At 63.0% G+C, this 14162-nt stretch carries 11 protein-coding genes and 1 pseudogene; 8 read left to right on the top strand and 4 right to left on the bottom strand.

The genetic code is table 11. The features are described 5' to 3' along the window. Positions 1-56: 56 nt before the first annotated feature. Positions 57-2159, bottom strand: coding sequence for a bifunctional rhamnulose-1-phosphate aldolase/short-chain dehydrogenase (locus AC04SF_RS34630; protein ID WP_488481437.1), 2103 nt, complete (start codon positions 2157-2159; stop codon positions 57-59). A 184-nt stretch (positions 2160-2343) separates the two neighbouring features. Here AC04SF_RS34630 and AC04SF_RS34625 point away from each other — a divergent pair, with 184 nt between their 5' ends. The 7 genes from AC04SF_RS34625 (at position 2344) to AC04SF_RS34595 (ending at position 9480) form a co-directional block, all read left to right on the top strand. Next, on the top strand, positions 2344-3147 hold the full coding sequence (locus AC04SF_RS34625) for a DeoR/GlpR family DNA-binding transcription regulator (RefSeq protein WP_013897232.1): 804 nt from the start codon (positions 2344-2346) through the stop codon (positions 3145-3147). Between the two features lie 55 nt (positions 3148-3202). After that, a complete protein-coding gene (gene rhaS, locus AC04SF_RS34620) occupies positions 3203-4198 on the top strand; it encodes a rhamnose ABC transporter substrate-binding protein (RefSeq protein ID WP_183456234.1) in 996 nt (331 codons plus the stop codon). Positions 4199-4282: 84 nt separating this feature from the next. Then, a complete protein-coding gene (locus AC04SF_RS34615; protein WP_488481436.1) occupies positions 4283-5824 on the top strand; it encodes a sugar ABC transporter ATP-binding protein in 1542 nt (513 codons plus the stop codon). Beyond that, positions 5821-6798 carry an ABC transporter permease gene (locus tag AC04SF_RS34610; protein WP_488481435.1) on the top strand — a complete coding sequence of 326 codons (978 nt, stop codon included), beginning with the start codon at positions 5821-5823 and terminating at the stop codon, positions 6796-6798. The genes AC04SF_RS34615 and AC04SF_RS34610 overlap by 4 nt, the downstream gene beginning before the upstream one ends. Beyond that, positions 6795-7790, top strand: a complete 996-nt coding sequence (locus AC04SF_RS34605) for an ABC transporter permease (protein WP_488481434.1) — start codon at positions 6795-6797, stop codon at positions 7788-7790. The genes AC04SF_RS34610 and AC04SF_RS34605 overlap by 4 nt, the downstream gene beginning before the upstream one ends. After that, on the top strand, positions 7790-8107 hold the full coding sequence (gene rhaM, locus AC04SF_RS34600) for an L-rhamnose mutarotase (protein ID WP_488481433.1): 318 nt from the start codon (positions 7790-7792) through the stop codon (positions 8105-8107). Before AC04SF_RS34605 ends, rhaM begins: the two co-directional genes overlap by 1 nt. Beyond that, positions 8104-9480: an FGGY-family carbohydrate kinase gene (locus tag AC04SF_RS34595; protein WP_488481432.1), complete on the top strand. Its 1377-nt coding sequence runs from the start codon at positions 8104-8106 to the stop codon at positions 9478-9480. The genes rhaM and AC04SF_RS34595 overlap by 4 nt, the downstream gene beginning before the upstream one ends. On the opposite strand, the gene AC04SF_RS34590 is transcribed toward AC04SF_RS34595, so the two are convergent. The 3 genes from AC04SF_RS34590 to galE all read right to left on the bottom strand — a co-directional run bounded on the left by AC04SF_RS34590 (position 9481) and on the right by galE (position 13657). After that, positions 9481-11307 (bottom strand): alanine racemase, encoded by a 1827-nt coding sequence (locus tag AC04SF_RS34590; protein ID WP_488481431.1) that lies wholly within the window; start codon positions 11305-11307, stop codon positions 9481-9483. 2 nt (positions 11308-11309) lie between these two features. Continuing rightward, entirely contained in the window at positions 11310-12560 is a 1251-nt protein-coding gene (locus AC04SF_RS34585; protein WP_488481430.1) for a D-amino acid dehydrogenase, read from the bottom strand. 101 nt (positions 12561-12661) lie between these two features. Then, a complete protein-coding gene (gene galE, locus AC04SF_RS34580) occupies positions 12662-13657 on the bottom strand; it encodes a UDP-glucose 4-epimerase GalE (RefSeq protein ID WP_488481429.1) in 996 nt (331 codons plus the stop codon). A 278-nt stretch (positions 13658-13935) separates the two neighbouring features. Here galE and AC04SF_RS34575 point away from each other — a divergent pair. Beyond that, a pseudogene (locus AC04SF_RS34575) lies at positions 13936-14162 on the top strand (5-aminolevulinate synthase); the annotation flags it as partial.

Below are 14162 nucleotides of genomic sequence, written 5' to 3'. Positions count from 1 at the left end.
TCCGGCCCATCGGGCCACCTTCTCCCCGTGAACGGGAGAAGGGAAGCGCTCCAAAATTAGCGCGTAAAGCTCTGCGCGTTGCCGGCGTCGACGTTGATGATGTTGCCGGTCGATTTGGCCGACATGTCGGAGGCGAAGAAATAGATCGCCTCGGCGATGTCTTCCGGGAAGACCGAGCGCTTCAGCATCGAGCGCGAGCGGTAATGTTCTTCCAGATCGTCCGTGGACATCTTGTAGGCGGCGGCGCGCTGTTCCTTCCACTCGCCGGTCCAGATTTTTGAACCGCGCAGCACCGCGTCCGGATTGACGACATTGACCCTGATCTGCGCTTCCGCGCCCTCTAGCGCAAGGCATCGCGCCAGATGGATTTCGGCGGCCTTGGCGGTGCAATAGGCGGCCGCATTGGGCGAAGCGGCAAGGCCGTTCTTGGAGGCGACGAAGACGACATTGCCGCCGATTTTTTGGACCCTGAACAGCCGGAAGGCTTCCCGCGAGACCAGGAAATAGCCCGTGGACAGGATATCCATGTTCTTGTTCCACAGCGCCAGCGACGTCTCCTCGATCGGCGCCGAGGAAGCGAGACCGGCATTCGACACCAGAATGTCGATGCCGCCGAACTCGACCGCCGTCTCGGCAAAGCCGGCGATGACCTGGTCTTCCGAGGTGACGTTGATGACCACGGGGCGGACAAAATCCTTGCCATAGGCCTTGGCCAGCTCCTCATTGGCGCTGGCGAGCGCTGTTTCATCGATGTCGGCCAGCACGACGCAGGCGCCTTCGCGCAGCAACCGGTTGGCCGTCGCGCGGCCGATGCCGCCGGCGCCGCCGGTGACCAGCGCGATCTGGCCGGCGAGCGACTTCGGCTTCGGCATGCGCTGCAATTTGAGATCCTCGAGCAGCCAGTATTCGATGTCGAAAGCCTCCTGCGCCGGCAGCCCGACATAGGAGGAGACAGTCGAGGCGCCGCGCATGACGTTGATGGCGTTGACGTAGAATTCGCCCGAGATGCGCGCCGTCGCCTTGTCGCCGGCGAAGGTGAACATGCCGACGCCGGGCATCAGATAGACCACGGCATTGGGATCGCGAATGGCCGGCGAGTCCGGATGCTTGCAGCTGTCGTAATAGGCCTGGTAGCCGACACGGTATTCGGCGATGTCGTCGGCGAGGCGGGCGATCACCGCATCGACATCAGGCTTTGCCGGATCGAACTCAATGACCAGCGGTCGGATCTTGGTGCGCAGGAAATGGTCCGGGCAGGAGGTGCCGAGTGCCGCCAGCGGCCGCAAATCCCTGGAGTTGACGAATTCGAGCACGGCGGCGGAATCGTCGAAATGGCCGAGCTTGTGGCTCTTTTCCGAGATCAGGCCGCGAATTTTCGGCATCAGTTTCGCCGCGATGGCACGGCGCTCCTTGGCATCGAGCGACTTGACCACTTCGCCGCCGAAGATCGCCAGGCCCTCGGAGCGGCGCTCGAACCACTCGATCGCCTGGTTGATCACCGAAATCGTCGTCTCGTAGCATTCCTTGGGCGTGTCGCCCCAGGTGAACAGGCCGTGGCTTTCGAGGATGACGCCCTTGGCGGCCGGGTTTTCGACGCAGAACTTCTCCAACCACAGGCCAAGTTCGAAGCCAGGCCGCTTCCACGGCAGCCAGCCGATGGCATCGCCGAAGATCTCCTTGGTCAGCGCTTTGGAATCCTTCGCCGCGGCAATCGCGATGATGGCATCGGGATGCATGTGGTCGACGAAAGGCTTCGGCACATAGGCGTGCAGCGGCGTGTCGATCGAGGCCGCGCGCGGATTGAGGTTGAAGGTGCAGTGGGGCAGATAGCCCACCATCTCGTCCTCATGCTCAACGCCGCGATAAAGGCCTTTCAGCGCGCGCAATTTGTCCATGTAGAGCGTGGCGAAGCCATCGAGCTTGATCGAAGCGCTGTCGCCACCGGAGCCCTTGACCCAGAGCACTTCGACGGTCTCGCCGCTGAGCGGATCCTTCTGCTGGATCTTGGAGGAGGTGTTGCCGCCACCATAATTGGTGACGCGCTTGTCGGAGCCGAGTGTGTTGGAACGATAGACCAGAAGCTCGGGGTCGCTCATCCCCTTGGCTTTCGCATCATCCCACAGATTGGCAAGGCGCGAGCCGGAGCGCTTGTCGAGCATAGTTATCCTCCCTGGGACGCAAAGCGCCGCGGTCCATTTTGCCGGGAATGTCTACGCAAGCAGCCCGCTTGTCAATCATAAACGATCAACATCAATCATATTGCACTGCACAATGAAATTATATGATCGGAAATGATTGACACTGCTCGTTTTGAGTGCCTAGATGACCAGGCAGGGAGGAACCATGCACGAAAAAGAGCGCCACAGGATCATTCTGTCCGCCGTCCAGGAAAAGCCTGTGGTGACGGTGCAGGAGATGGTCGACCTGACGGAGTCGTCCGAGGCAACGATCCGGCGCGACATCGCGGCTCTTCATGTGCAAAAGCGCCTGCGCCGGGTGCGCGGCGGCGCCGAGGCGATCTCGCCACCGCAATTCATAGGCCTGGCCGGCCGGCCCTTTTCCGTCAACGAAACGATCAACGCTTCGCAGAAGCGGGCGATTGCACGAGAAGCGGTCGAATTGTGCGGGGACGGCGAGCCGATCATCATCAATGGCGGCACCACCACCTTTCAGATGGTGCATTTCCTGACCGGCCGCCGCATGCCGATCTTCACCAATTCGTTCCCGATCGCCGAGCATCTGCTCAAGCACTCCAAGAACACGGTGATGCTGTCGGGTGGCACGATCTATCGCGAGCAGAACATCATCCTGTCGCCCTTCGACAATGACGTGACGCGCAATTTTTATGCGCGCCGCATGTTCATGGGCGCGCAAGGGCTGGGCCCGCTCGGCCTGATGGAAGGCGACCCGCTGCTGATCCAGGCGGAACAGAAATTGATCGACCAGGCCGACGAGCTGGTGGTGCTGGTCGACTCCTCGAAATTCCGCAAGCGCTCCAGCCTGATCCTGTGCGGCCTGTCGCGCATCGCCACCGTCATCACCGATGACGGCATCGAGGATCGCGAAGCCAAGATGTTGGAGACCGCAGGCGTGACGCTGATCGTCGCCCGCAAGTCGGCAAAGGAAGAATCTTCACTGCAGGCCTGAGACACCCTCACGCCCGCAGCGGCGATGGAATGCAACGCTCAAGGGAGGATATTCGATGAGCTTTCTGAAGAAATTGATGGTGACGGCCGCGTTCTCGGCCGCCATGTTCGTGAATGCCGCCTATGCCGAGAACGTCAAGATCGCATTGGTGGTGAAGTCGCTCGGCAACGGCTTCTTCGACGCCGCCAACAAGGGCGCCGAAGAGGCGGCTAAGGAACTCGGCGATGTCGACATCATCTACACCGGTCCGACCAAGGCTACCGCCGAAGCGCAGATCGAAGTGGTCAACTCGCTGATCGCGCAGAAGGTCAACGCCATCGCCATTTCCGCCAATGACGCCGACGCGCTGGTGCCGGTGCTGAAGAAGGCCATGGAGCGCGGCATCACCGTCATCTCCTGGGATTCCGGCGTCGCCAAGGAAGGCCGCCAGCTTCACCTCAATCCGTCCGACACCGGCCTGATCGGCGAGACCATCATCAAGCTTGCCGCCGACTATCTGCCGGAAGGCGGCGACGTCGCCATCCTGTCGGCGTCCTCGACCGCGACCAACCAGAACGCCTGGATCGACGCGGCCAAGAAAATCCTGCCGGAGAAATTTCCGAAGATCAAACTCGTCGCCACCGTCTATGGCGATGACGACTCGGCCAAGAGCACCGACGAAGCCAAGGGCCTGCTGAAGTCCTATCCGAACCTCAAGGCGATCATCGCGCCGACCACCGTCGGCGTCGTTGCCGCCGCCCAGGTCGTCACCGACGAGAATCTGATCGGCAAGGTCAATGTCACTGGCCTCGCACTGCCGTCCGAGTTCAAGAAGTTCATCGACAACGGCGCTTCACAGGCCGTGGCTCTTTGGAACCCGATCGACCTCGGCTACTCGGCCGTCTACCTCGCCCATGATCTGGCGGTGAAGAAGGAAGAGGCGAAGCCCGGCGCGACCCTGTCGATCGGCCGCGTCGGCAAGGTCACGCTCGACGACTCGAACTCGGCTGCGATGGCTCCGCCCTTCCAGTTCGACAAGACCAACATCGAGAAGTTCTCCAAGATCTATTGATCCGGAACCCTCTCAAGCTGCCGCGGCGGGGCTCACGTCCCGCCGCGACTTTAAACGGACCCTTCTTTCAGGCTTGATACGACCATGGACACGACAGCCCAACACGGCACGGTGAAGGAGGGGTCAACAGCCTCCACCCCACGCCTGACGCTGTCCGGCATCTCGAAGAGCTTTCCCGGCGTGCGTGCGCTGCATGATGTCAGCCTGTCGCTCTATCCCGGCCAGGTGACGGCGCTGATCGGCGAAAACGGCGCCGGCAAGTCGACACTGGTCAAGATCATGACCGGCATCTATCAGCCCGATGCGGGCACCATCAGCATCGACGGCCAGGCCGCCACTCTCCACAGCGCGCATGCCGCTTTCGGCCACGGCGTCACTGCCATCCATCAGGAAACGGTCCTGTTCGACGATCTTTCGGTCGCCGAAAACATCTTTCTCGGCCATGCGCCGCGCACGCGCTTCGGCATCATCGACTGGCGCACGATGCGCAAAAATGCGCGCGAAGTGCTCGACACCATGCATGCCGGCCACATCGGCGCCGACGCGCGGCTGAAGGACCTTGGCATTGCCAACAAGCATCTCGTTGCCGTGGCGCGGGCCATGTCGATCGACGCCCAGATCGTCATCATGGACGAGCCGACCGCAGCCCTTTCGATGAAGGAGATCGAGGAGCTCTTCCTGCTGATCGAATTCCTCAAGAGCGAAGGCAAGGCGATCCTGTTCATCAGCCACAAGTTCGACGAGATTTATCGGATCGCCGACCGCTACACGGTGTTCCGCGACGGCGAGATGGTCGGTGAAGGCCTTATCAAGGACGCCAGCCAGAGCCAGATCGTGCGCATGATGGTCGGCCGCTCCGTCGACCACATTTTTCCGCGGCGCAAGGCCGAGATCGGCGCGCCGGTGCTTTCCATCGCCGGCCTGTCGCACCCGACCGAGTTCAACGACATCGGCTTCGAGCTGCACAAGGGCGAAATCCTCGGCTTCTACGGTCTTGTCGGCGCCGGACGCAGCGAAGTGATGCAGGCGATTTCAGGTATCACCCGCACATCAAGCGGCACGATCACGCTGGAAGGCAAGGTGATCGCACCGAAATCGGCGGCGGATTCGATCGAGGCCGGCATCGTCTATGTGCCGGAAGAGCGCGGCAAGCAAGGCGTGGTGATCGGCCTGCCGATCTTCCAGAATGTCTCGCTGCCCTCACTCAAGCGCACCTCGAAGTCAGGCCTGCTCCGGTTGGCCGAGGAATTTTCGCTCGCCCGCTCCTACACCGAGCGCCTCGACCTGAGGGCCTCCTCACTTAGCCAGGATGTCGGCACGCTGTCGGGTGGCAACCAGCAAAAGATCGTCATTGCCAAATGGCTGGCGACTGCGCCAAAGGTGATCATCCTCGACGAACCGACCAAGGGCATCGACATCGGCTCCAAGGCGGCCGTGCACGGCTTCATGGCCGAGCTCGTGGCGCAGGGCCTGTCCGTGATCATGGTGTCATCGGAACTGCCCGAAATCCTCGGCATGTCCGACCGCGTCGTCGTCATGCGCGAGGGTCTGGTCGCGGCGGTCTATGACAACAAGGGGCTGGACGCCGAGACGCTGGTCCGGACGGCAGCGGGGATCGCGGCATGAAGGCTTTCCTGAAATACCGCGAAATCTGGCTGGCAGCGGCCATCATCGTGCTGATCGGGCTGATCTCGACCCGCTTCCCGGCCTTCGCCGACCCAGGCAATCTGCGCCAGGTGTTCAACGACACCTCGATCCTGATGATCCTGGCGCTCGGCCAGATGGTCGTCATCCTGACCCGGTCGATCGACCTGTCGATGGCCTCCAATCTGTGCTTCACCGGCATGGTGGTGGCGATGCTGAACGCGGCGCATCCGGCGATCCCGATCCCGGTGCTGATCGTCATCGCGCTCGCCGTCGGGCTGGTGCTGGGAGCCATCAACGGCCTTCTGGTATGGCGGTTGAACATTCCTTCGATCGTGGTGACCCTGGGTACGCTGACCATCTATCGCGGCGCCACCTTCGTCCTGTCCGGCGGCGCCTGGGTCAATGCCGACAAGATGAGCCCCGAGTTCATCGGCTTCCAGCGCGCCGCCTTCCTCGGCATTCCAGTGCTGTCCTGGATCGCCATCCTGGTCATCGCGCTGTTCTTCGTGCTGATGACGCGTACCGCGCTTGGCCGCTCGATCTATGCCATCGGCGTCAACCCGACGGCGTCGGTCTATACCGGCATCGATGTCGGCCGCACGAAATTCATCGTCTTCTGCATCTCCGGCATGATCGGGGGGCTTGCCGGCTACCTCTGGATCTCGCGCTATGTGATCGCCTCGGTCGAGGTCGCCAACGGCTATGAGCTCAACATCATCGCGGCCTGCGTAATCGGGGGCATCTCGATCGCCGGCGGCATCGGCTCGGTCGGTGGTGCGGTGCTCGGCGCGCTGTTCCTCGGCATCATCTCCAACGCGCTGCCGGTCATCAACATCTCGCCCTTCTGGCAGATGGCGATTTCGGGCAGCGCCATCATCCTGGCCGTCGTGCTGAATGCGCGTGGCGAACGCCAGCAGGGCCGCATCATCCTGAGAAAGGTGGAGGCGGCATGACCGACATCCCTGCCCCGCGTCACATTCCCGACCGGCTCGACAAGCCGCTCTCTTCGGCGATCTTTTCCTGGGAGGCGCTGCTGGTCTTGGTGGCTGTCGCCATCTTCGCCATCAACAGCTTCGCCTCGCCCTATTTCCTCGACCCCTACTCGCTCTCGGACCTGACCTTCAATTTCACCGAGAAGGGCCTGATCGCCTTTGCCATGGCGCTGCTGATCATTTCGGGCGAGATCGACCTGTCGGTGGCCGCTATCATAGCGTTGGCGTCGACCATGATGGGCATGGCGGTGCAGGCCGGCGCCGGCACGCCAGAGCTGGTGGCGATCGGCATCGTCGTCGGGCTCGGCTGCGGCGCCTTCAACGGGTTGCTGGTGACGAGGCTCGGCCTGCCGTCGATCGTCGTGACCATCGGCACGATGAGCCTGTTTCGCGGCATCGCCTTCATCATTCTCGGCGACCAGGCCTACAAGGGCTATCCCGAAAGTTTTGCCTTCTTCGGCCAGGGTTATGTCTGGTGGGTGGTGTCGTTCGAACTGGTGCTCTTTCTCATCGCGGCAGTCGTCTACTGGTTCCTGCTGCACCGCACGAGTTTCGGCCGCCGCGTCTTTGCCATCGGCAACAATCCGGTCGCGGCACAGTTTTCGGGCGTGCGCGTCGGCCGCATCAAATTCATCCTGTTCTGCCTGACCGGGCTGATGTCGGGTGTCGCCTCGGTGCTGATCACCTCGCGGCTCGGCTCGACCCGGCCGTCGATCGCGCAGGGCTATGAGCTCGAAGTCATCACCATGGTGGTGCTCGGCGGCGTCAGCATCCTCGGCGGCGCCGGCAGCATTGTCGGCGTCGTGCTCGCCGCCTTCATCATGGGGCTGGTGACCTTCGGGCTTGGCCTGCTCAATGTGCCCGGCATCGTCATGTCGATCTTCATCGGCCTGCTGCTGATCATCGTCATCGCCCTGCCGATCGTCTGGCGGCGGCTGCGTGGTAACAGGTGATGCCGGAGAAATACGCGTTCAAGATGAAGCTCAAGCCCGGCATGAGGGCCGAGTACAAGAAGCGCCACGACGAGATCTGGCCGGCGCTGGTCGCGCTGCTCAAGCAGGCCGGCGTTTCGGATTATTCCATCCATCTCGATGAGGAAACCAACATCCTGTTCGGCGTGCTGTGGCGGCGCGACGACCATGGCATGGCCGACCTGCCCAGGCATCCGGTGATGCAGCGCTGGTGGGCCCATATGGCCGACCTCATGGAGACGAAGCCGGACAACGAGCCGGTGGCAGTGCCCCTGGAAACAATGTTTTATATGGCATGAGTGCTCTGCGCCACATCGCCGTCATCGATATCGGCAAGACCAACGCCAAGGTGGCGCTGGTCGATCTGGCGACATTGAGCGAGGTGGCGCTGCACCGCATGGCCAATGCGCCGCTGCGCCGGGCGCCCTACCCGCATCACGATGTCGAGGCGCTGTGGACGTTCATCCTAGACAGCCTGGCCAGCCTCAACGGCGAACAGCGCATCGACGCCATTTCGATCACCACCCACGGCGCAACCGGCGCACTGGTCGATGCCGCGGGCGAACTGGTGCTGCCGGTGCTCGACTATGAGTTCGACGGACCCGACAGGCTGGCGGCGGAGTATGATGCAATTCGTCCGGCTTTCGCCGAGACCGGCACGCCGCGCCTGCCCCTCGGCCTCAATCTCGGCGCACAATTCTTCTGGCAGCAGAAAAGCTTTCCGGTGGAGTTCGCGCGGACCGCTGCGATGCTGATGTACCCGCAATACTGGGCGCTGCGTCTGACCGGCGTCGTCACCAACGAGGTGACTTCGCTCGGTTGCCACACCGATCTGTGGAACCCATGGACCGCGGATTTTTCGTCGCTGGTCGACAGTCTGAATTGGCGTCACCTGATGGCGCCGGTGCGGCCGGCCAAGGACCGCCTCGGCCCGATCCTGCCGGCGCTTGCCGCGCGAATCGGACTTGATGCGCAGACGCCGGTGTTCTGCGGCCTGCACGATTCCAACGCCTCGCTGTTGCCGCATCTCCAGTCTGACGCGCCGCCCTTCTCCGTCGTCTCGACCGGCACCTGGGTGGTGTCAATGGCGGTCGGCGGCAGGACGGTAGACCTCGATCCGGCGCGCGATACGCTGGTCAATGTCAATGCGCTGGGCGACCCCGTCCCCTCGGCCCGTTTCATGGGTGGCCGAGAGTTTTCGCTGCTGACGGAAGGGCAGCCGGAGAACTGGACCGAAGACGATATCGGTGCCGTGCTGGGGCGAAAGACGTTGCTGCTGCCTTCGACCCAGCAAGGGTCAGGGCCGTTCCCACACCAGGCCGCAACATGGCTCAATGCCGATGGCATCAGCAACGGCCAGCGCTTCGCCGCCATCTCCTTCTATCTGGCGCTGATGACGGCGACCTGCCTCGAGCTGATCGGCGCCGACGGCCCAACCACCGTCGAAGGACCGTTTGCCCGCAACCGTCTTTTCGTCGGCATGCTGGCGGCAGCGACTGCACGGGGCATCATCGCATCAGAGGCCGCAACCGGGACCAGCATCGGCGCGGCATTGCTGGCATCGGATCAGGTAACGACGCACGGCAAGGGCGAAAGAACAGAGCCGCCAACCGACCCGGCCTGGGCGGACTATGTCAGCGCCTGGCGCACGGCGGTCGAAGCACGGGGCTGATCACAGGATCCGCTTACCGAAGGCAGACATGACGAAGTTCACCATGTCGGTGCCGATCCGGGGCTCCAAATCCGCGACCAGGCCAGAAACATCCATCGACAGCAGCCCGCCGGAGAGCGCGATCGCCTCCATCGCCTGATGCGTCTCGCGCACCGTCAGCCCGCCAGAGCCGGCCGCCCAGCCGGCGAACTCGGTTGCCGTCGGAGAATAGCTGACATGAAAACCTTGCGTGCCCGATGTGGCTATGCGGATCGCCTCATGCATCAGATCGCGCATGCCCGTGGCGTCGATATCGGTCATGGTGAAGGCCGATACCCGCGAATCTTTCAGCACCCGCGCCTCGGCCGGGTCGGCATGGCGCAGACCAACGATGACGACATTTTCCGGCGACAGCTGCGGCTGCAGCGCGCCGGCCTTATGGTCGAGACCAAGGGTACGCGCCAGAACCGAACCCTCCGGCAGGTCAATGCCATCCTCATCTTCGGGCATCAGCGCGGCGATGGAATCGATCCAGATCAGGCCGAAGGAATGCGTCGCGCGCGCCGTCGCCGTCAGCGCCTTGTGGGCGATACGGCGATCGGCGCCAACACTCAGCCGGATCAAGCCTGAGGGCGGCCGCTCGACATCGGCGAGTTCAACGACATCGAAATTCATCGCTTCCAGCCGCGCGCCGGTTCCCTCGCGGGCGAGGATGCCGCCGGCCTCCTGTTCGGCCGAGATCGAAACCATCTTGCGGCCGGAAAAGTCGGCGACGTCATGCATCGGCGCCTTCTCGACATACTCCGACGTCATCGCCAGCAGCATGGCACCATAGCTCATGCGGAAGGCGACGCGGTCGCCGACGACGGGCCGCGGGTCGGCGTCCTGCACATCGAGCAGCAGATGGTCGCTGGAAGCGCCGAGCACCCTTATCCCCTTGGCGATCGGCGTCAGCCCTTCGACCAGCACGTCCTCCCGGCCGATGTTGGCGATGGCGCGCACCCGATCGCCTTCATCGGGGAAGACCGGCTGGTTGCCGAAGGCGTCGTAGCCGGATTCGCCGATCGGCCGCGACGGCTTGAGCTTGACCTCGATGATGTCGCTGGTCAGGCGGCAGGCATCGGGTTCGAGTTCAGCCCATGGCACATCGCGGAAGGTCTCGATGCCGCCTTGCAGGATCGCCTCGCCGACCCGGAGATTGTTGATGCCGGCCGGCAGCTTGCCTTCGAGCAGCAGCGTGAGAGATGACGAGGCGCCGCCGGAAATCCAGTCGAGGCTTTTGCCGGATAGGCGCTCGGTCTTGTAGGCATGGGCGACGAGCTGCCCGAGATTCTCCGGCGTCGGCATGATGGCGCCGAAGCAGCCGAGATTGGTGCCGATGCCGGCGATGCGCACGCCCTTGAACTCAAGGATCCGCTCGACAGTGGGGATTAGGTCGCTCGGCCAGATGCCTTCGCGGAGATCGCCGAGATCGATCATCAGCATGATGTCGTGCACGCGGCCCATGCGCTCGGCGATGCGCGAGATCTCGCGGATGGTGGCGAGTTCCGATTGCAGGCTGATATCGACGGTGCGCACCACCTCCTCGATGCGCGCCATGGGCGGGCTGCGCAGCAGCATGATCGGCGCGTTAATGCCGCTGTCGCGCAGCCGGCGGATGTTTTCGAAGCGCGATTCGGCAATGCCGGCCACGCCGCCGCGCAGGATGGCACGCGCCACTTGCGGCATGCCGCACGTGCCTTTGGTGACACCGAACACCTTGATACCCGATAGCGCACAGCGGTCGACGATGGTGCGGGCGTTGCGCTCGATGCGGCCAAGGTCGATGGCGACTTGCGGTCCCGACATTTTTATCCCCTGTAGACCAGCCCTTGCGGATCGATCTCGGGCTTTCTGCCGGCAACGAGGTCGGCCAGGAACTTTCCGGAGCCGCAGGCCATGGTCCAGCCGACATGACCGTGGCCGGTGTCGAGGTAAAGGTTGCGGTATTTCGCCTGGCCGATGACCGGCACCGAGTTCGGCATCATCGGCCTGAGCCCTGCCCACAATACGGCTTTCTTCTCGTCGAAGGCGCCGGGGAACAGATCCTTTCCGGTCCGGAACATGGTGGCAAAGTCGCTGGGTTTGTGAGTGCGGTCGAAGCCGGTGAATTCGGCGGTCGAAGCCAACCGCAATCGATTGCCAAGGCGCGAATAGGCCATCAGCTGGTCCTCGTCAGCGCCGCCCATGGTTGGCCCTTTGCTCTCGTCTTCCAGCGGAATGGTCGCGGTATAGCCCTTCACCGGATAGACCGGCAGGTCGATGCCGTAACGGCGGCCAAGCAGGCCGCTTTCCGGCCCCATCGAAATAACCACGGCGTCGGCTGCAATCGGACCAGCCGAGGTCATCACCGCACGCACGCGGTCGCCGTCGATATCGAGGCCCTCGACCGTGGTGTCGAACAGGAATTTGACGCCAAGCTTTTCGCTGATATAGGCGGCGAGATTGTCGACGAACATTCTGGAATCGCCGGTCTGGTCGATCGGCGAATAGACGCCGCCGGCGATCTTCTCCTTAACCCCGGCAAGGCCTGGTTCCAGCTCGACCAGCCGGTCGCGGCCAACAATCTCGATCGGCAGGCCATGCTCGGCCAGATAGCGGTAATTGTCGGTGCCGGTGTCGAGGCTGTGCTGCGAGCGGAAGAAATAGAGAATGCCTTTCTTGCGCTCGTCATAGTGGATGCCGGTGTCGGCGGAGATGGCGTTGATGCACTCGCGCGAATAGAGCGCCAGGCGCAATTTGACCTCACTGTTGGCGCGCAGCCGCGCCACCGTGCACTGGCGCAGGAAACGCAGGCTCCAGGCGAGGAAATAGGGATCGAAGCGCAGCCGCACCTTGATGCCGAGATCATGGTTCCAGAGCGCGCGCAGGAACGTCCTCAGGGCCGCTGGAGAGGCCCAGGCAGTGGCATCGCCCGGAGAAACCAGGCCTGCATTGGACTGGCTGGTGCCGCGCGCCGGCGCTGGATGCCGCTCGATCACGGTGACCTCGTGACCGTCGGCCGCCAGGTAATAGGCGGCGGCCGTACCGACAACGCCGGCCCCGAGCACCGTTATTTTCATGCCATCCCCCAAAGCTCGTCGTGGCGCAGCGCCTCCACGCTGCGTCGCGACTGCTTCCATAGCGCGTCACCGCGCGGCTTGCGAGCCCTTGGGGTCTTGGCTCAGCCGCGCGCGGAGTTCTTGCTGGTCAGGATGCGTTCCCAGGCAAGCGCATCAGCAACGATCTGGTCGAGGTCGTCACGTTGCGGCGTCCAGCCGAGTTCCGCCCGGGCAAGGTCCGAATTGGCGACCACGGCAGCGGCGTCACCGGGACGCCGGTCACCCATCTTCACCTCGAAATCGTGGCCGAAGGCGCGACGCACACTGTCGATCACCTCGAGCACCGAATAGCCATGGCTGTAGCCGCAATTGGCGACGAGGCTCTGTCCCCCGGCGCGCAGCCGCTGCAAGGCCAGGCGATGCGCCGCCGCCAGATCGCTGACATGGATGTAGTCGCGCATGCAGGTGCCGTCCGGCGTCGGGTAGTCGGTGCCGAACACCTGCATGAACGGGCGCTTGCCGAGCGCGGTCTCGCAGGCGACCTTGATCAGATGGGTGGCGCCCGGGGTCGACTGGCCGGTGCGGCCCTTGGGGTCGGCGCCGGCGACGTTGAAATAGCGCAATGCAGTGTAGCGGATATCGTGCGCGAGGCCGGCATCGCGCAACATCCACTCGCTCATCAGCTTGGACATGCCATAGGGCGATTCCGGTGCCAGGCGGGCATCCTCGCGCACCGGCTCCAGCCCGGCGCCGCCATAGACGGCGGCGGTCGAGGAAAAGATGAAATGCGGCACGCCCTCGCGCACCGCGGTTTCGATCAGCGTGCGCGTCTTCGAGGTGTTGTTTTCGTAATAGGCGAGCGGGTCGGCGACCGATTCCGGCACCACGATCGAACCGGCGAAATGGATGATCGCATCGACATGGTTGTCCCTGATGATCGAACCGACCAATTCCTTGTCGGCGACATCGCCGACCACCAGCTTTGCCTCCGGCGCCACCGCCCATTCGAAGCCGGTGGAAAGCCGGTCGAGCACGACCACGCTTTCGCCGGCATCCAGCAATTCCCAGACCATGTGGCTGCCGATATAGCCGGCACCGCCTGTCACCAAAACCGTCATCAGCGTCCTCGCATCTCAAGATTTATCGGAAACTGTCTCAAACCCCGCTCTACTGGAAAGCCTGCCGCATGGCCATTAGAACCCTCGGTAACCGGCGTTCACCAAATGTGGCATCATGCTGAAACAAAAGTGATCCACAGAGCGTGTCGTGGAATGGGAATAGGCCACGATCGGCCAGCGTTAGGAACAGGTGCGGGGCGTGGCATTTTGACCAAAACGGCCCGGTGGACGACCAATAGGCCAATGATTATGATCCCGCGCAAAATTGGGAAGCTGACATGAACTACCAGCGGTTCTTCGAAGAAGCGATCGACCAGCTCCATGCGGAGCGTCGCTATCGTGTCTTCGCCGACCTTGAGCGCATCGCGGGCAAGTTTCCGCGCGCCATCTGGCGTTCCAATGGCCGCGCCGAGGAAATCACCGTCTGGTGCTCCAACGACTATCTCGGCATGGGCCAGCACGCCGATGTCATCGCCGCGTTCCAGGAAGCGGCCGGCAAGATGGG

The organism is Mesorhizobium sp. CNPSo 4671, assembly GCF_057784245.1.
This window is presented reverse-complemented; position numbering and strand designations above follow the sequence as displayed.

What these genes read in the sequence shown, in the direction of transcription:
- rhaS (WP_183456234.1), top strand. Translation starts at nt 3,203, where the DNA reads ATGAGCTTTCTGAAGAAATTGATGGTGACGGCCGCGTTCTCGGCCGCC.
- AC04SF_RS34590 (WP_488481431.1), bottom strand. Translation starts at nt 11,307, where the DNA reads ATGTCGGGACCGCAAGTCGCCATCGACCTTGGCCGCATCGAGCGCAAC.
- rhaM (WP_488481433.1), top strand. Translation starts at nt 7,790, where the DNA reads ATGCCGGAGAAATACGCGTTCAAGATGAAGCTCAAGCCCGGCATGAGG.
- AC04SF_RS34615 (WP_488481436.1), top strand. Translation starts at nt 4,283, where the DNA reads ATGGACACGACAGCCCAACACGGCACGGTGAAGGAGGGGTCAACAGCC.
- AC04SF_RS34605 (WP_488481434.1), top strand. Translation starts at nt 6,795, where the DNA reads ATGACCGACATCCCTGCCCCGCGTCACATTCCCGACCGGCTCGACAAG.
- AC04SF_RS34625 (WP_013897232.1), top strand. Translation starts at nt 2,344, where the DNA reads ATGCACGAAAAAGAGCGCCACAGGATCATTCTGTCCGCCGTCCAGGAA.
- galE (WP_488481429.1), bottom strand. Translation starts at nt 13,657, where the DNA reads ATGACGGTTTTGGTGACAGGCGGTGCCGGCTATATCGGCAGCCACATG.
- AC04SF_RS34630 (WP_488481437.1), bottom strand. Translation starts at nt 2,159, where the DNA reads ATGCTCGACAAGCGCTCCGGCTCGCGCCTTGCCAATCTGTGGGATGAT.
- AC04SF_RS34585 (WP_488481430.1), bottom strand. Translation starts at nt 12,560, where the DNA reads ATGAAAATAACGGTGCTCGGGGCCGGCGTTGTCGGTACGGCCGCCGCC.
- AC04SF_RS34610 (WP_488481435.1), top strand. Translation starts at nt 5,821, where the DNA reads ATGAAGGCTTTCCTGAAATACCGCGAAATCTGGCTGGCAGCGGCCATC.
- AC04SF_RS34595 (WP_488481432.1), top strand. Translation starts at nt 8,104, where the DNA reads ATGAGTGCTCTGCGCCACATCGCCGTCATCGATATCGGCAAGACCAAC.